18 protein-coding genes are annotated in these 16125 nt (G+C 43.9%); 13 read left to right on the top strand and 5 right to left on the bottom strand.

From position 1 onward, the window contains the following. Positions 1-510 precede the first annotated feature (510 nt). Positions 511-1359, top strand: coding sequence for a hypothetical protein (locus tag ACL9RM_RS17880; RefSeq protein ID WP_250267832.1), 849 nt, complete (start codon positions 511-513; stop codon positions 1357-1359). Between the two features lie 85 nt (positions 1360-1444). Here the strand turns inward: ACL9RM_RS17880 and ACL9RM_RS17875 are convergent, their stop codons facing one another. After that, a complete protein-coding gene (locus ACL9RM_RS17875; RefSeq protein ID WP_061829078.1) occupies positions 1445-2458 on the bottom strand; it encodes an RluA family pseudouridine synthase in 1014 nt (337 codons plus the stop codon). A gap of 223 nt (positions 2459-2681) precedes the next feature. Here ACL9RM_RS17875 and recQ point away from each other — a divergent pair, with 223 nt between their 5' ends. The 3 genes from recQ (at position 2682) to ACL9RM_RS17860 (ending at position 8004) form a co-directional block, all read left to right on the top strand. Next, on the top strand, positions 2682-4580 hold the full coding sequence (gene recQ / locus ACL9RM_RS17870; RefSeq protein ID WP_165176242.1) for a DNA helicase RecQ: 1899 nt from the start codon (positions 2682-2684) through the stop codon (positions 4578-4580). Positions 4581-4636: 56 nt separating this feature from the next. After that, positions 4637-6505, top strand: coding sequence for a B12-binding domain-containing radical SAM protein (locus ACL9RM_RS17865; protein ID WP_165176240.1), 1869 nt, complete (start codon positions 4637-4639; stop codon positions 6503-6505). A 185-nt stretch (positions 6506-6690) separates the two neighbouring features. Further along, the gene (locus ACL9RM_RS17860; RefSeq protein WP_250267833.1) at positions 6691-8004 is read left to right on the top strand and encodes an alkaline phosphatase; all 1314 of its coding nucleotides are present in this window, start codon (positions 6691-6693) and stop codon (positions 8002-8004) included. A 209-nt stretch (positions 8005-8213) separates the two neighbouring features. On the opposite strand, the gene ACL9RM_RS17855 is transcribed toward ACL9RM_RS17860, so the two are convergent. Together ACL9RM_RS17855 and ACL9RM_RS17850 are read right to left on the bottom strand one after the other, a co-directional pair. Further along, positions 8214-8303 (bottom strand): putative holin-like toxin, encoded by a 90-nt coding sequence (locus ACL9RM_RS17855; RefSeq protein WP_414126429.1) that lies wholly within the window; start codon positions 8301-8303, stop codon positions 8214-8216. A gap of 174 nt (positions 8304-8477) precedes the next feature. Further along, positions 8478-8768 (bottom strand): hypothetical protein, encoded by a 291-nt coding sequence (locus ACL9RM_RS17850; RefSeq protein ID WP_235307835.1) that lies wholly within the window; start codon positions 8766-8768, stop codon positions 8478-8480. Positions 8769-8981: 213 nt separating this feature from the next. On the opposite strand from ACL9RM_RS17850, the gene ACL9RM_RS17845 reads away from it, so the two are divergent. Continuing rightward, positions 8982-9113, top strand: a complete 132-nt coding sequence (locus ACL9RM_RS17845) for a GNAT family N-acetyltransferase (RefSeq protein WP_414126432.1) — start codon at positions 8982-8984, stop codon at positions 9111-9113. A gap of 398 nt (positions 9114-9511) precedes the next feature. On the opposite strand, the gene ACL9RM_RS17840 is transcribed toward ACL9RM_RS17845, so the two are convergent. Both ACL9RM_RS17840 and ACL9RM_RS17835 read right to left on the bottom strand, forming a co-directional pair. Then, on the bottom strand, positions 9512-10117 hold the full coding sequence (locus ACL9RM_RS17840) for a DedA family protein (protein WP_250267834.1): 606 nt from the start codon (positions 10115-10117) through the stop codon (positions 9512-9514). A 15-nt stretch (positions 10118-10132) separates the two neighbouring features. Then, positions 10133-10708 (bottom strand): class I SAM-dependent methyltransferase, encoded by a 576-nt coding sequence (locus tag ACL9RM_RS17835; protein ID WP_250267835.1) that lies wholly within the window; start codon positions 10706-10708, stop codon positions 10133-10135. A gap of 287 nt (positions 10709-10995) precedes the next feature. Between ACL9RM_RS17835 and ACL9RM_RS17830 the strand changes: the two genes are divergently transcribed. The 8 genes from ACL9RM_RS17830 (at position 10996) to ACL9RM_RS17795 (ending at position 16125) form a co-directional block, all read left to right on the top strand. Next, positions 10996-11832, top strand: coding sequence for a hypothetical protein (locus ACL9RM_RS17830; protein ID WP_250267836.1), 837 nt, complete (start codon positions 10996-10998; stop codon positions 11830-11832). Positions 11833-11913: 81 nt separating this feature from the next. Further along, a complete protein-coding gene (locus tag ACL9RM_RS17825) occupies positions 11914-12267 on the top strand; it encodes a FlxA-like family protein (protein WP_250267837.1) in 354 nt (117 codons plus the stop codon). A 296-nt stretch (positions 12268-12563) separates the two neighbouring features. Next, positions 12564-12992 (top strand): GNAT family N-acetyltransferase, encoded by a 429-nt coding sequence (locus ACL9RM_RS17820; protein WP_250267838.1) that lies wholly within the window; start codon positions 12564-12566, stop codon positions 12990-12992. 11 nt (positions 12993-13003) lie between these two features. Beyond that, positions 13004-13465 carry a hypothetical protein gene (locus ACL9RM_RS17815; RefSeq protein WP_250267839.1) on the top strand — a complete coding sequence of 154 codons (462 nt, stop codon included), beginning with the start codon at positions 13004-13006 and terminating at the stop codon, positions 13463-13465. Positions 13466-13503: 38 nt separating this feature from the next. Continuing rightward, positions 13504-14316 (top strand): helix-turn-helix transcriptional regulator, encoded by an 813-nt coding sequence (locus ACL9RM_RS17810; RefSeq protein WP_250267840.1) that lies wholly within the window; start codon positions 13504-13506, stop codon positions 14314-14316. Between the two features lie 105 nt (positions 14317-14421). Beyond that, the gene (locus tag ACL9RM_RS17805) at positions 14422-15378 is read left to right on the top strand and encodes an aldo/keto reductase (protein ID WP_250267841.1); all 957 of its coding nucleotides are present in this window, start codon (positions 14422-14424) and stop codon (positions 15376-15378) included. Further along, a complete protein-coding gene (locus tag ACL9RM_RS17800; protein ID WP_250267842.1) occupies positions 15371-15520 on the top strand; it encodes a hypothetical protein in 150 nt (49 codons plus the stop codon). Before ACL9RM_RS17805 ends, ACL9RM_RS17800 begins: the two co-directional genes overlap by 8 nt. A gap of 113 nt (positions 15521-15633) precedes the next feature. Then, positions 15634-16125, top strand: a complete 492-nt coding sequence (locus ACL9RM_RS17795; RefSeq protein WP_028542993.1) for an 8-oxo-dGTP diphosphatase — start codon at positions 15634-15636, stop codon at positions 16123-16125.

Raw genomic sequence — 16125 nt, 5'->3', positions numbered from 1 at the left:
TTAATGTATATATACTTTATTTCTTACTCAGTAATTTTTAAGTAACAGGACTTATAATATGAACTATGTATACGAAGAAGGAACTGAATGGACAGAGGAGTCGTAGTAAGACATAAGAACCGGGTTAGTTATTGCATTAATTCATTAATTTAATGTGTTTCACCTTCACAATGCCGAAAGCTTAACCGAATATGATTATAGACCCAAAAAAATAGTGATTTTGTATATTGCGAAAATCGAGAAAAGCAACTTCAGCTAATAATATGCGTATAATGAAATAAACGTAAGAAGCTGAGAATTATGAAGTTAAAGTGAATTTTGATAGCAAAATTCATTTTATAAACCGATCAAATATTACTATAAGGATTTTACAAAATTCGATTCCAGTCGCTCCGAAGTGCAAGTTATAGACGAACTAAACCATTTCGATCTATATGTTGTTCATTGGAATTTGCTTATTGGATTTTTGCAAAATCCTCTACTGTAAAAAACGGTGGAAGGAGTATCAAGATGCTGGCTTTGTCCGATCCGGCCTGGACTCTACTCCAAGGCCCCTACGGTTCCTCTCAATACGTCCCAGAAATGTTGAAACAGCTCCAAGCCGGATATGACGGCGAAATGGCTGACACCTTGTATTGGGAGGAACTGTATCACCAAAATACATTGTATACTTGTACATTTGCGGCTGTTCCTTACCTTGTAGACATTGCGTTAAAAAGTTCTGATATAGGGATTCGTGCAGATATATATAACATTTGCGGAATATTCGAAGCGAAGAATAACAATCCCTTACATACCAAAGTTCCATTGGAATTTACAAGGGATCAGGTGAAAGTGGATTCTAGTGTGGCTGAATATATTTATGCGCAATATCGGTGTGCCATTGTCCGACTTGCAGAATTGACTGAAGAAATGGTGCTCTATGCGAAAGAACACGAAGGAGATGTAGGTAAACGCTATGTTCTGGCTGCGGGTGCCGCTTTTCAGGGATATCGCTGTATAGCTTATATGCTACAAAGCTTCGATACAGGTGACGAATATACGCTGGATTGTCCGCATTGCGGTACCCCGCTCTATATTTGGCCTGATGAACAGAATGACACCCTGGTTGTCTATGATAAGGACCCTGTAAATTCAGACAATTTGGTTCCCCACCCAATCCGCCCCCGTTCATTGGACCATAAAGGTGCTAATATACAGTGGTTACACGAATATGCCCAAAAAATTGAAGAGAACAAGTTTCTTGCTCAATTACCCTATTTAATCGGTTGGCTAGATTGTCCAGTGTGTAATACGCCCATATATATATGGGATGAGTTGATGAAAATGGCTGATGGTGTTCGGAGGTATACCGCTTAATCAATCAAAAAAGGGTGCTGTTTTCTACAGCCCCCTCATTTCCTCTTCTACTTTTCCATCTAATCTCCGTATGCTTTGCTCAATTCTACTCCCGAAACGGATTCAAAAAAGTTTTAGGAATGTCGGATTCAAAACGCAGCAATACTCCGGTGACGGGATGAATAAATGACAATACCCTCGCATGTAGGCCAAGGCGCCCAATCGACTTGGATTTGGAACCGTATTTTTTATCTCCAACAATTGGATGACCGATATCCTCCATATGTACGCGGATTTGATTTTTGCGTCCGGTTTCCAAACGTACTTCCAGCAAAGAAAAATGACGATTGGCTTGAAGCAGCTTGTAATGAGTGACTGCGTGCTGTCCGTCATTCGGATAAGGACTGGAATACATTTTTAGCGTCTTGCTTTCTTTCAGCCATGAGGTGATTGTACCCTCAGCTTTTTTAACCTGTCCTTCTACAAGAGCAATGTATGTTCGTTCATACACAACTTCCTTCCACGCTTTTTGCATTTCCTGCTGTATGGCTTCGCTTTTTGCAAACATCATCACTCCTGATGTATCACGATCCAAACGATGCAGTACAAAAATACGATTGTACGGATGTTCGCGCCTCACATGGGCCGTAAGCTGGCGATAGGCTGTTACTTCCTGCTCCTGCGCTGAAGCCACGGACAGCAACCCGGCATCCTTATGGATAACGATAATGGCTTCATCCTCATGCAAGATACGTAGCCCAGTCAGTGGTACGACGGGAGTTACTTTTTCCTTGGAAAGCGCGACAGTCTGACCTTGCTCCAGTGGAAAATTGTGCACGGTACGTGGAATGCCGTTGACGGACACCTGCCCACGAGCCAGTGCTGATTTAATGGAGTTACGACCCATGCCAGTCACATGCTCTACTAAAAAGCTTAATAGCTCGGCAGGCTCCTGGACGATGTATGTTTTGGCAGGGGCTTTATCAAAAGCATTCGTTCTCCGTTGAGCTTCTGGTCTATGGGAGCCAGATCTTCCGGCAGGTTTATGACTGCGTTTGGAATGGCTTGCGTTTGACGTAGATTTTGTATGATTTTTCCGTTGGGGTTTCCGATTGTTCATGGGTTCTTTCTCCTTCTTGGAACCGTGTCTCTTCATAATTATGGACAAATTTGCGGCACCGTGTTCACTATATCATGAGAAAACAGCGAACGCCATAAGGGACTAAACCAGATTGGCAGTCTTCTAGCGGTTGAACATTACCCTGAACCCCGGTAAACTAAAGGTAACGAAAGAAAAGCCGATATGCGTCAAGGACGCTAGAAATATGAGGAGTTTTGAAACTATGAGTGTACAAGCACCAACATTGGAACGGGCGCAGGACTTGCTGCAAAAATTTTATGGCTATCCCGATTTCCGGGAGGGACAAAAGAAAATTGTGGCCAGTATGCTGGAGGGCAACGATACGTTGGGCATCATGCCGACAGGGGGCGGAAAATCGATATGCTACCAGATCCCCGCGTTGTTGCATGAGGGGCTGACCATTGTCGTGTCACCGCTCATCTCGCTGATGAAGGACCAGGTGGATGCGCTGACCACAATGGGGATTGCTGCTGCCTACATCAATAGTACGTTGAGTGGTCGAGAAGTGAATGATCGCATACGAGCCGCACGGAATGGTGACTTGAAGTTACTGTATGTCGCACCGGAACGACTGGAATTGGACTGGTTTCGCGATGAAATGGCCCAGTTGCCGATTTCCTGCGTTGCGGTAGATGAGGCTCACTGCGTATCCCAATGGGGCCATGATTTCCGTACCAGCTACCTGGCGGTGGCTCCATTCGTGGACGGGCTGTATGAACGCCCAATCGTGGCGGCGTTTACGGCAACGGCGACACCGCAGGTCATGGATGATATCGTGCGCCTGCTTCGTCTGCGCTCACCGGAGACGTTCGTTACAGGCCTTGGACGGCCCAATTTGGCGTTCAGTGTGCTGCGTGGGGAAGACAAACGCAGCTTTTTACTGAATTATACCCGTGAGCATGAGGGTGAATCGGGCATTATTTATGCGGCGACACGTAAGGACGTGGACGATTTGTACCAACGGCTACGTGACGCAGGCATGGCGGCTGGACGCTATCATGCCGGGATGACAGATCAGGAACGTGCAGATAGTCAGGAAGGGTTTCTGTACGACGATATCCGTGTCATTGTAGCAACCAATGCCTTTGGCATGGGGATAGATAAATCGAACGTACGCTATGTCATTCACTACAACATGCCTAAAAATATGGAGGCTTACGTACAAGAGGCGGGGCGCGCAGGACGTGATGGCGACCCGAGTCAATGTATTTTACTGTTCGGACCGCAAGATATTGTGACGCAGAAGTTTCTGATTGAGCAAAATCCACAGGATGAAGACCGCAAGCGCAACGACTACCGCAAACTCCAGCAGATGGTTGATTATTGCTACACGACTCGTTGCCTACGTACGGCACAGCTTGAGTATTTCGGAGAAGCGGAGGAGCATGAAGCTTGCGGCATATGCAGTTCATGTACAGATGAGCGGGAATTGGTTGATATGACCATAGATGCGCAGAAGATTTTTTCGTGCATTCATCGCATGCGGGAACGTTATGGGGTCTCGATGGTCGCTTCGGTGTTGAAAGGATCGCGTAACAAAAAAGTGCTGCAATATGGTTTTGACAGCCTGCCGACCTATGGCGTGATGGGCAACCGGACGGAAAAAGAAATTGCCGAAATTATCAATGTTCTTGTTTCGGAAGGCTATCTGATGTTGTCCGAGGGACAATATCCGGTTGTACGCTTGCAGCAGCTTGCGGCTGAGGTGCTGAAAGGCCAGCGAGAAGTCATGCAGCGTGTGGTGCGACATGCCACGGCTTTTGCAGGTGGAGCAGGTTCACGCGGACGACAGGGACGCGATGCATACCCGGCTGCAGTCAACGAAACCGTGTTCGAGCAATTGCGCCTGATCCGCCGCGATCTGGCCGCTCAGGAGCATGTACCGTCTTATATCATTTTCAATGATGCAACGCTGCGTGAGATGAGCGTAGCGAGCCCGCAATCCGAGGCAGACATGTTGCGGATCAAGGGTGTCGGCGAAGTAAAGTTCCGCAAGTACGGCAAGCCGTTTCTTGATTTTTTCCAAAATCAGGGGAGTATCGGGGGAACGGTAAGCGAGGACGAGATTTATGCAGACGATGTGTACGAGGATTTTGAATAGCTATACTAAGGTAAGGGGATATAACAGTTCATGCAAACTATAGAAGGTTGTGACCTATGAAAGTCATTTTATCAACGTTAAATGCAAAATATATTCATACCTCGCTGGCCATTCGATGCCTGAAAGCCTACAGTGAAAAGGACTTTGATATCGAGCTGGCGGAGTACACGATTAAGGACCCGGTGATGAACATCGTATCCGACTTGTTTCAACGCGGGGCAGATGTTATCGGCTTTTCCTGTTATATTTGGAACATTGAAGAGACGATTAAAGTCATTGATGTGTTGAAAAAGATTATGCCTGAGGTCAAAATTGTTCTGGGTGGTCCAGAGGTATCCTACGATACGGATCACTGGATGAAGCGTTTGGCGAATGTGGATTTTATCGTGGTTGGTGAAGGAGAGGAAACCTTCCATCAACTGCTGCAGGAGCTGGAAGGGGATGGCAAGTTCCATTTTGTGTATGGACTGGCTTACCGTAAGGGAGAAGAGGTTATTCAGATGCCCGGTCGCCCGAAAGCGGACTTGAACGAGCTACCGTCGCCCTATCGTTTTGCAGAGGATATACCGGAACTTGGGAAACGGGTTGTTTATTTTGAAACGAGCCGAGGCTGTCCGTTCAGTTGCCAGTTTTGTCTGTCGAGCATCGAAGTTGGGGTGCGCTATTACGATATCGAGCGTACAAAGTCGGATATTCTGTATCTGATCGACAATGGAGCCAACCTAATTAAGTTCGTGGATCGGACGTTTAACATTAAACGCGATTATGCGCTGGAAATGTTCAAATTTTTGATTGAAAATCACCGTGGTTGTGTCTTCCAGTTTGAGATTACGGCAGATATTATGCGTCCCGAGGTGTTGGATTATTTGGCGGAAAACGCGCCGCCGGGCGTGTTTCGTTTTGAAATCGGCGTCCAATCAACGAATGATCCTACCAATGAGTTGGTTAAGCGTCGCCAGAACTTTACCAAACTTTCCCGTACTGTTACCAAGGTCAAACAAAGCGGTAAAATCGACCAGCATTTGGATTTGATCGCCGGATTGCCTTTGGAGGACTACAACACATTCCGTAAAACGTTTAATGACGTTTTTGCGCTCGGCCCGGAAGAGCTTCAACTTGGCTTCCTCAAAATGCTGCGTGGCACCGGACTGCGTATCGACGCAGACAAGTATAACTATACGTATATGGATGTTGCGCCGTATGAAATGCTGAGCAATGACGTCCTTTCCTTTGCCGATATCGTCCGGCTCAAGCGCTTGGAAGATGTATTGGAAAAATACTGGAACTCTCATCGTATGGATCATACAGTTAACTATCTGATCGAGCGCGAATTCTCGTCCGCCTTTGATTTCTTTCAGGAATTCGGAGACTACTGGGAAGGACAGGGCTGGCAAAAAATCGGACATCAGCTCGAAGACTTGTTCACGCGTCTTCAGTCCTTTCTAGAATCGCGTGGAACAAAGCGAATGGATATGGTGCTTGGACTGATGAAGCTTGATTATTTCCTTAACCATAAATATAAGCCGCGTAAAATTTGGTGGGAGCATACCTTGGAGAAGAATGATTGGTCCAGCTATATGAAAATGGTTCTCCAGCATCCGGATGCGCTGTTGTCACCTGTGGTTGCAGATTTTGTGGCAGATGCGAGCAAGGAGAGTACAGGTGGGACGGATGTAGGCAGTCAACAGTCGCAGCCATACCGCGAGATTATTCCAGCCTTTGCTTCCTTGAAGCTGAGTGAAAAAGAACTGCAAAAGCACGCTGTGCTGGATGTACTGCCGTTCAGTTTGGATCATATTCTAAGCGGAGGAAGCCCATTGACAGCCGAAGGCCGCACCCTGCTGCTTGTAGTCTATCAGCAAAATGGACAGCAAAAACCGCTCTACTACACCATGCCGATCGGCAAGAATATCGCCGCCATTTAAATAAAAATGCCAGATGGCATCGACTTTGATATACCAAGAGTCGGTGTCTTTTTTTGTTTTATAAATAAATAGGCGCTCATTCCAAATTTTACATTCGCATAATCTATTGCTTTACGATGCTTTACAAAACAAATATATGATTACTTTATCATATATGAATATCAAATTTATTGGAGTGTGACCTTGTGAAAAAGCGTTCGATGAAAAAGAGTATCCTTGCTTTAGGTGCCATTACCGTTTTGAGTGCGCCATTGTTATCTGCTAATATCCCTAACGCTTTTGCAGCCTCATCTAATACCAAGTCTACTACCGCACAGGTATCCAAAGGACTGAAAACTTCGTCAGCGAAAGTCGATGCTCCTAAGAATGTCATTCTTTTTATCGGCGATGGTATGGGAGAAGCAAGTCGCAACGCGATTCGTTTGGCGACGGTAGGGAAATCGGGATTACTTGAAATGGATAACATGCCTGTAACCGGCCTGGTTAGTACAAGTTCAGGGGATAACCTGGTTACGGATTCCGCCGCGGCTGCAACTGCCATTGCAACAGGTGTGAAAACGTATAACGGCGCAATCGGAATGGATTTGAATAAAAAACCAGTGACAACGATTATGGAGCTGGCCAAAAAAGCAGGCATGTCTACAGGTGTCGTGACGACAAGCCAAGTGACAGACGCAACCGGTGCCGCCTTTGGTGCGCATGTCGAAAAACGCTCCGCTCAAAGCGAGATTGCCAAGCAGTACCTGGAGAAAAGCAAAGTGGATGTTATTCTGGGCGGTGGTGAGGATTTTTGGTACCCTGCCGGAACAGTAGGCAAACATCCAGATGCTCCGGCAGAAGATCCTGAGGAAGCTAGTAAGGGAACTCAAGGGAATTTGGTAGAACAAGCGAAGAAGCTGGGTTATAGCTATGTGACGGATCAGGCAGGAATGAAAGCAGCCAAAGGTTCTAAGTTGCTAGGACTGTTCGCCAATGAAGAGATGTTTCAAGCTCACAACAAGCTGGGTAACTCTTACAACCCAACGGTTTCTCTACCGGATATGACGGCTAAAGCGATTGATGTTCTTTCCAAAAACCAAAAAGGTTTTTTCCTGATGGTAGAAGAAGAAGGAACGGATGAGATGGCGCATGACAATGAAGGGGAGTTAACGATTAAGGCTGGGCAACAACTTGATAAGGCCGTTAAAGTAGCTAAAGAGTATGCCAAAGCGCATCCAGATACATTAGTGTTGGTGACGGCAGATCATGAAACGGGCGGTTTGGCGATTGAAGGCGAAGATGCGGAGGATGAATCCGGTGAAGGCATTTCCAAAGAGGATGGTCCTTTTACTGTAAAAGGCTCCGATGAGAAGTTTTATATCGACTGGACCACGGGTGGACATACATCTGTTGATGTGGCGTTAACCGCGATGGGACCTGGGTCTTCTCAGTTTAGCGGGAATTATCCGAATACTGCCATTCATGACAAGTTAGTAAAGTTGCTTCAATTAAAGAAGTAACATGGTGTGAAAGGAAAGCCGCCCCTTAAAAAGATTTGCCATATTGGCAATATGGTTTTTCCTGTGATAAACTAAAGCTAATAAGTATATACTGAAAAAGAGTAAGGATGCTGCCAACATCCTCACTCTTTTACAACAGCCGCTTATAAAGGCGGTGGCTGTAGGGTTGGATTAGTAAAATAGACCGCTAACCTTTTCCAGAGGGCGGTCTATTTCCTTTTGTTGAAGGAAAGAATCAAGATCACCAATGTCGCAAATTGAATCATCAACATCAATGTATCTTTAACCTCCACAGGCATCACCTCCTTTGCAGGAGACTAGCCGACCGCCCATCTAAGCCATTCTGTTGTTAGTTTATAGTATATCATATGGATAGTATTGCTAAAAAGGACAAAAATGAAAACGCCTGTTTCTAGGCGTTTTTTGTTTTTTCAAAAGATATATTTTTAAAGTTGAAAATTATTATGTAGTTCTTACCCAGTATAGGTGTTACGTAACTCATCTAAAATTTGCATAGCATCTTTGAATCCCTGTAAATATATTTGGTTCTCTAGAATAGATTGTAGAGAGATTTGGGCATCTTCATATAAAAACAGGGTATGTTCGAGATGCTCGGGAACGGATTCGCGGATTTGTTGAAAATACTGGTTGCTTTCCGTGGAAAATTGGTTGTATTCCGGGATAGTTTTAGAAAGATTGCTATACAATGTTTCTAATCGGTTTCTGATTATGGGTTCAACTAATATTTCTAAAGAATTAGACATGATTTGCAAACCTCCGGAGGGAAAATATTTTAATGTGTAATGACAAAATATCATGTAAATATTGTATCATTGCATAGCGATTTGGTATACCGAAAGGTGACATCATAGTGACGTCAAATCAATAGGAAATTTTAAGAAATATCGAATATTTTGTGAACATTCTTGATTTTACTTAAAATGATAAGCAAAAAAGAAAGTGATTGAGTTTACACAATTGTTTCTTTCGTTTCCTTCTATTTCTATAAAATGATCTTGGATGTTGATGATTTATGCGTGGATGAAGAATACCGAAAACGAGGGATCTCCCAACTATTATTGACCGCAGCTCAGCAACATGTACACTGACAGGATTCAAGGAATTGGGTATCGATAGGAAAGAATAATATTTCAGCACAAGAGAGTATGAAGGAAATCAAAATATCAATGATGGGGGATTTTACCGTTATGAGCTGATCCTATAGCTCTGTCCTGTCATGTGAGGAAATAAAGTCTATATAAGCTGAACTGAAAAAATGTACATGGAAAACGGAGTAGACGGAATGGTGCTGTACAAGCGAAGCGATCGCTTTAAAAGCTTTCCGTAGGAAAGCTCACTTCGGAAGCATCACCTCCCCGGATTTCTACCGATGAAGACTTTATTTCAGAAATCCGGGGGCGGTGGCGATGGGAAGCACCATCCGTCTACGTATGTTCATAATATAAGCAAATTTAAAAGTTATCTTAGTGCCACTCGTGTTCTACCTTTACTCCTCTGTTGTTTTCTTCCCCCATACAAATTTCATTATAAGAAATATAATTGTCAGCATGATGAGAAGCAATACCATCTGCAAGCCATAACGATGGATTAGTTCTCCTACTGCTTGTACATGATCGCCAAAGATACGTCCGAGTAGAAAGAAGATCAGCGTCCAGATCAAACCTGTTGAATAAGAGAAGAGGGCATAGCGTTTGAAACTCATTTTATTGATTCCGACAATATAAGGGATAATGTGACGGACGATCGGCAGCAAATAACTGATGCAAATAGTGAAGTTGCCATACTTATGTATCAATTTTTCCGAAAACGTAATGTACCTGTCCATTTTTTTCTTCCGACGCAAACGTTCTAGAATCGGTGTGCCCACGGTTCTCCCCAATACATAACCTAAGGACAAGCCTGATATAACCCCAAGATATACAATTAAAAAAGCGGGTAACGGGTGAAGTATGCCCATGCCTGTTACAGCCCCGCCAGTCATCACGATGACTTCATCCGGGATGGGCAGACCCACAATCCCAAGCCATAGAGAAAAGAATAATGCTGCATAGCCGTATTGTTCGATGATGGAAATTAAATATTCCACGTCCATACCCGTACTCCTTTCTTAGGTTTTCTTTCGGCATACATACACGAATGCGGGTGGAACATTTATTGGCACAAACTTGATTTCTTCAATATCAAACCATTCACCTAACTGCTGCTTCATCTGTTTAGAGTATTGAAAGGCCACAAACATTCCTCCATCCCTGAGCGATAGATGAATTTGTTCTACAATTTGATTCCGCATCGCTTGTGGAAAATTGAAAAATGGCAGCCCGCTGATTATGCAGTCAAGCTGTTCTATTTGGGCATTTTTCATAGCAAGCTGAAGCTCACGCGAGTCGGAATAGCACAGATAATTCGGGAATCTTCTTTTTAAACTCTGCTGCATGGTTTGGTCTTTCTCAAAGAGTAAAACCTTGGGGTGAAATTCAGCAGCAGACGGGATGTATTGGGTAATTGTCCCTGTTCCAGCACCAAGCTCGGCAACAGCATGAACTTCACTCCATGGAATGGATTCTATCATATTTTTAGCTAAAAATCTGGAACTTGGTGTTACACTACCCACGTATGCAGGCGAGTACAAAAATTTGACTAGGAACATAAGTCTCTCGTGAACCAAATGGCTAATACGGATCATACATCATTTCCCTACTTTCAATTTTTAAAATACGTTCATTTATTCTTTGCTAAGAGTAACAAATTATCCCTTTACTTACTCCTGTCTCAAGTAGGGTTGATCCCCCCGTCTTGCGGAGGGGATTTTCCTTGACTATGGTCTAGGAAATAATAAAAGGGTTACGGTATTAATGAGTCTGTATTTATTCAGTTATCATTCAGCATACCCTCAGGTTGCATTCAGATTTGCTACCGATGAAAGGTAGGTGGGCAGCTAAAAACATTATGTACACTGAGAGGGGATCTACTTTGTCACTATCCATTAACAGGCATCTCATCACGACTTCCTATGATCAATCGAATACGGTGAAGTCAAATGAGAATGGACTAAATACCACGGGTCATACCACACACAAGAAATCTAACGATTCACTCGAATTGAGCAAGGAATTCATGGAATACACGGGAGGAATGCAGGCTCCGCTTCCTACGGAAAACTACAGTAATGATTACAAGTACGATGACCAGGATATCATTGCACTAACTACAGACCAACAGAAAACGCTGTTGTCTGATCTGCAAAGTTACCTGATGTCTTCCAGTGCTTCCACTGATACAGATGAACTCACCAACAGCACGAAGAATCCGTTGGCTTCGGTTAGCGACTTATTAGCCGGTGTGGATCTTGCGACGGCAACAGATGAGGAAGTATCGGATCTATTCGATAAGATAGCAGAAACGATCCAAAATAATCGTCCTGCACCGCCGCCTGAAGGTGACCCGTCCCATCCTGAAATGGATAGCAGTGGTCTGCCTTCTATGATGCAGGCAATGGGTGGAATTATGCCTCCATTCGCATGGAATATCCAAGAGACTTCCAATCAAGAGGATAACAGCACTACATCTGAGAAAGAGCTTATAGTAGATGAAAAAAGATCCTTGCTGAGTGATTTGCAAAGCGTTCTGAGTTCCAGTCTTATATCCGGGTCAACAGCTTCGGACAAAGATCAGGAAACAGATCTGCTTTCTGCATTAAAAGACGCGTGGGGAAATACAGATGAATCGAATGCCACCGATGAAGAAATATCGGCTTTATTCGATAAAATCGCTAAGATTTTTGAACGATCTGTATCATCGTCGTCGTAGTCATTAGAGTGCAATGCCACAGCTTAGAACTGGTTAGCCCACACGTGTAAAACTCATACTTTTATAAAGGGGAAATCTCGTATGAACATTTCATCCACATCCAGCAGTTCAATATCTATTGCAAGCACTTCATCTTCATCCAGTACCAACGATACAGCTAGTCTGGAAAAGCAAAAAGCTCAACTTGAAGCGGAGTACAACAAGGTACAGCAAAGTAAGGATAATAAAGATACAAAAGAAACAAAAATGAAGCAGCTTCAGCAACAAATTAAACAGATTGAAGCTCAAATTGCACAGCAAAGTTTGCAATCCAGCGACACGTCAACTCCAAAAATGGAAAAGCCCGCTCCAAGTAACACGGAAACAAATCGTATCAACAGCGCTAACAGCAGTGATATTACGGGAGTTGGAAAATCACTGGATATTTCAATTTAATCATTCCATCTCTTCTCCTGTATGACAGAGGATGTATAAACGATAGCAGGTTCTCCGTTTCAGAGGGGCCTGCTTTTTTCGTTTACTAAATATTTTGCATGAATCCAGGGAGCGACTTTAATCAGCGATATTTAGATTAGAATAATTCTGTCAATCTAAATTGAATCATGTGACTAAACATAGAAAAGTATATACAATATATAACAGTAGGAAGATGAAAGTATTTTAACCCTATTATTTTCTATATTTTAAATCAGTAAGTGCTAGTAATCATTTCAAATTGGAGGATTTATGCCATGACGCTGGAACCTCAGATGAATCGAAGTAGTAGAGAGGAAGCGCGTTTAGTTAGGAACAAGTTGATTGAGTTTAATGCGAAACACGTCCCAGCAGATATTCGAACCCGATACGAAGAGATTAATCTTACGCTCAAAGATGAAGACGGTCAGGTCATGGGCGGTCTCCTAAGTGTACTATGTTGGAACTGGGTGGAGGTTGATATTTTGTGGGTAGATCAGCGTTACAGAGGAAAGGGCTACGGTTCACAACTGCTTGGTGAAATTGAACAGATTGCTAGAGATAAAGGGTGTAATTTTATACAACTGAATACGTTTACTTTTCAAGCGCCTAAATTCTATGAAAAGCATGGGTATGAAGTCGTTGGTGTCATTGACGATGCTCCGAGAGGCTTTAAACACTATTATTATAAGAAAAGTATCTACTGAGGACTCTATATATGCGTGTACAGATCAAGGAAATAAATAAAGATCAGCATATCATCATTCGTAGTATGGGCGAGGAAAAAGTATACGGCTACTGGACATATTTTTGGCATGAACTGACTTCCGGATATGCGTATGTTGTCCCGTATGAACAAAGCTTGAATAAGATGATTCCCGGTTGTGTAATTTCGGTCGAGACTTCTCAATCCAGTATAGAGGGGTTCAGAAGGCTTAAGTCTACTGAAGAGACAGGGATTTTTCGACCTCAACCAAAGCTAGGCGACTATTGGATTCAAGGAACGATACATCAAGTGATGCAGGGCGAAGCAGGCGAGATAGAATGTCTGGAGATTGTAGTAGGAGACACTACGTTTATTTTGGATTTTGAAGAAATAAATGGTGATGTCAACGTTAAAGCGGGCGACGGTGTCGCCATTGAAATCATAGGCCTACAGTTGTTTGACGAGGGACTGTGATCGTTCTATGGCGATGGATTGGAAAAAAGAGGTGACATATGTCTAATGATTATAGTAAATCGAAAACGTTGGGAGCTTTTCTGAAATCACGTAGAAATCGACTTCAACCAGAGCAGGCTGGCCTTAGACTTTCACAGGGTCAGCGAAGAACACCGGGGCTTCGCCGAGAAGAAGTTGCTCTGCTGGCAGGTGTCAGTGCGACGTATTACACATGGCTGGAACAAGGTAGAGAAGTAACAGCATCTAAGGAAGTTATCGAAAGTATAGGAGAAGCTCTACAATTAACTCATGATGAGAGAGCACATCTAATTCAATTGTGGAATCCCAATGAGACGGTTGCTATTTCGCCCATCCATACAACGCTGAATCCACAGTGGCAACATATTATTGATCAGTTGTCCTATCCTTCCTTCATCAGCAATGAGAAAGCGGAAGTGCTTGCTTGGAATAGCGCGGCGAATGAGGTCATTACCGATTTTTCTTCCCTGTCTATTTCTGAACGTGTCATGATTCGTTTATTGTTCGTGGATTCCGAATTACGTCGTCGGATGGTTAACTGGGAAGAATTTGCGTCCTATTCGGTAGCTGTTTTTAGAACCTATTATGACAAGTATTTAGGAGAACCTTGGTTTGAGGAGACGGTAGAACGGCTACGTGTGGAAAGTATGGAGTTTGACACCATGTGGAAGATGCAACATATCCAGCTCAAAAAAGTGAATCGGGTTTCCTTTCAAATCCCTGGCGCTGTGGAGGCAGTTTCCTATGATATTAATTCTTTAGCAAGCATTACGGACCAACCGGGTCTGCACTTTTGTATCTACACGCCAGTAAGCCAATCCTCTGCCTGGTAATCTTGTTACTAGTATAAACGTACTGTGGTTGCCTCCATATGGGTCCATTAGAATGAGTACATGTTCATTCCATCCATTTACCCAAAGAAAAGAGGGAACCATGATATGCTGAAAAGGAAATTGGGACATGAAGGGCTGGAGGTATCAGCTCTGGGCCTTGGCACGATGATGATGCCGAACAACGAGGAGTCGGTGCGTACACTTCAGGGAGCGCTGGACCTTGGTGTAACGCTGTTTGATACAGCAGATCTTTATGGTGAAGAATACGCACAGCAGAAGTTCGGCGGCAATGAGAAGCTGGTTGGACGTGCGCTCAAGGGTCGTCGAGAGGAGGCCGTGATTGCCACTAAATTCGGAATCACGCACACTCAGGGGCCCAAGGGAGATCCGGCATATATCAAAAAATCCGTGGACGCCAGTCTATTTCATCTGGGGATTGATTATATCGACCTGTATTATCAGCATCGAGTCGATCCCAATACTCCGATTGAAGAGACCGTCGGAACGATGGCCGATTTGGTTAAGGAAGGGAAAATCCGTTATATCGGCTTGTCGGAAGCGTCGGCTGAACAGATCCGCCGCGCGCATGCGGTGCATCCAATTAGCGCGGTAGAAACCGAATATTCCTTGTGGAGCAGAGAAGTGGAAGATGATGTTCTTCCACTTCTGAACGAATTGGGAATCGGCTTCGTACCCTACAGTCCACTGGGTCGAGGTTTCCTCACGGGACAGATCAAGAAATTTGACGATCTGCCAGAGGATGATTACCGCCGTCATTTTCCACGCTTCCAAGGCGAGAATTTCAACAAAAATCTAGAAGTTGTCCTCCTGATCGAAAAACTGGCTGCCCAAAAAGGCTGTACTTCTGCTCAGTTGGGGCTGGCATGGCTGCTGGCGCAAGGCGACCATATCGTTCCGATTCCGGGAACGAAGAGACTGGAAAGAGTGCGTGAAAATCTTGGTGCTCTACAGATCTCCTTGTCGGAAGCAGAGCTTCAAGAGATTGAGCGCATTTCGCCTAAAGGCTTCGCAGCAGGTTCTCGTTATCCGGGGCGTGTCTAGAAAACTGATTATTGGCATGATGGATAAGACCGTTCCTTTCTGGAGTCGCTTGGTAGTACCAACGGCTTTGCAGAAAGGCGGTCTTTTTTTTGCTGATTTTGACCGACTTAGGCATGAGTTTTCTAATCTAGTCTATGGTTAGAGTTATTGCGCTCTACAAAATAACGAGTTAAAGTATGGGAAATGCCATATTTAACCACAATATGTCGGTGAGAAAGTTAAAAGCTAGATCTTGAATCGTGAATAAAGAAAGGTATGATCGGATTGACAACAGAAGTGACACACAAAATATATACCATGTGTATGATTCAAGACGGAAGCAAGGTATTGCTTATGAATAGACCCAATCGAAAGGGGTTTCCGGGTTATATTGCTCCAGGAGGAAAAGTAGAGTTTCCAGAAAGCATTGTGAATGGGGCCATTCGTGAAGTAAAGGAAGAAACAGGCTTAACCGTAACGGAAATTGTATTTAAAGGAATCGACGAATATTGTGATCCAAGTCAAGGGCTGAGGTATATGGTCTTTAACTATTTGGCTACAGCCACTGAAGGTGAACTATTAAAAAATCCCCCTGAGGGAGAATTGCTGTGGGTCGATATGAAGGAGGCGTTAAATCTGCCGATGCAGGATTGGTTTAAGCGGAGATTTCCATTGTTTTTCGAGCCGGGAACGTTTGAGGTTAGTTTCGTTTGGCTGGCAGATACGGATGAAACCCTGGAAGCAACGATTAAGAGCTATGGTGTGTAG

This window comes from Paenibacillus sp. S29 (genome assembly GCF_049319765.1).
Taxonomy (GTDB): domain Bacteria; phylum Bacillota; class Bacilli; order Paenibacillales; family Paenibacillaceae; genus Paenibacillus; species Paenibacillus polymyxa_B.
Note: the sequence above shows the minus strand (reverse complement) of the source record. Positions and strands in the feature narration are given on the sequence as shown.

What these genes read in the sequence shown, in the direction of transcription:
- ACL9RM_RS17835 (WP_250267835.1), bottom strand. Translation starts at nt 10,708, where the DNA reads ATGATCCGTATTAGCCATTTGGTTCACGAGAGACTTATGTTCCTAGTC.
- ACL9RM_RS17805 (WP_250267841.1), top strand. Translation starts at nt 14,422, where the DNA reads ATGCTGAAAAGGAAATTGGGACATGAAGGGCTGGAGGTATCAGCTCTG.
- ACL9RM_RS17820 (WP_250267838.1), top strand. Translation starts at nt 12,564, where the DNA reads ATGACGCTGGAACCTCAGATGAATCGAAGTAGTAGAGAGGAAGCGCGT.
- ACL9RM_RS17855 (WP_414126429.1), bottom strand. Translation starts at nt 8,303, where the DNA reads ATGCCTGTGGAGGTTAAAGATACATTGATGTTGATGATTCAATTTGCG.
- ACL9RM_RS17865 (WP_165176240.1), top strand. Translation starts at nt 4,637, where the DNA reads ATGAAAGTCATTTTATCAACGTTAAATGCAAAATATATTCATACCTCG.
- ACL9RM_RS17850 (WP_235307835.1), bottom strand. Translation starts at nt 8,768, where the DNA reads ATGTCTAATTCTTTAGAAATATTAGTTGAACCCATAATCAGAAACCGA.
- ACL9RM_RS17875 (WP_061829078.1), bottom strand. Translation starts at nt 2,458, where the DNA reads ATGAACAATCGGAAACCCCAACGGAAAAATCATACAAAATCTACGTCA.
- ACL9RM_RS17810 (WP_250267840.1), top strand. Translation starts at nt 13,504, where the DNA reads ATGTCTAATGATTATAGTAAATCGAAAACGTTGGGAGCTTTTCTGAAA.
- ACL9RM_RS17815 (WP_250267839.1), top strand. Translation starts at nt 13,004, where the DNA reads ATGCGTGTACAGATCAAGGAAATAAATAAAGATCAGCATATCATCATT.
- ACL9RM_RS17825 (WP_250267837.1), top strand. Translation starts at nt 11,914, where the DNA reads ATGAACATTTCATCCACATCCAGCAGTTCAATATCTATTGCAAGCACT.
- ACL9RM_RS17795 (WP_028542993.1), top strand. Translation starts at nt 15,634, where the DNA reads ATGATCGGATTGACAACAGAAGTGACACACAAAATATATACCATGTGT.
- ACL9RM_RS17840 (WP_250267834.1), bottom strand. Translation starts at nt 10,117, where the DNA reads ATGGACGTGGAATATTTAATTTCCATCATCGAACAATACGGCTATGCA.
- ACL9RM_RS17880 (WP_250267832.1), top strand. Translation starts at nt 511, where the DNA reads ATGCTGGCTTTGTCCGATCCGGCCTGGACTCTACTCCAAGGCCCCTAC.
- recQ (WP_165176242.1), top strand. Translation starts at nt 2,682, where the DNA reads ATGAGTGTACAAGCACCAACATTGGAACGGGCGCAGGACTTGCTGCAA.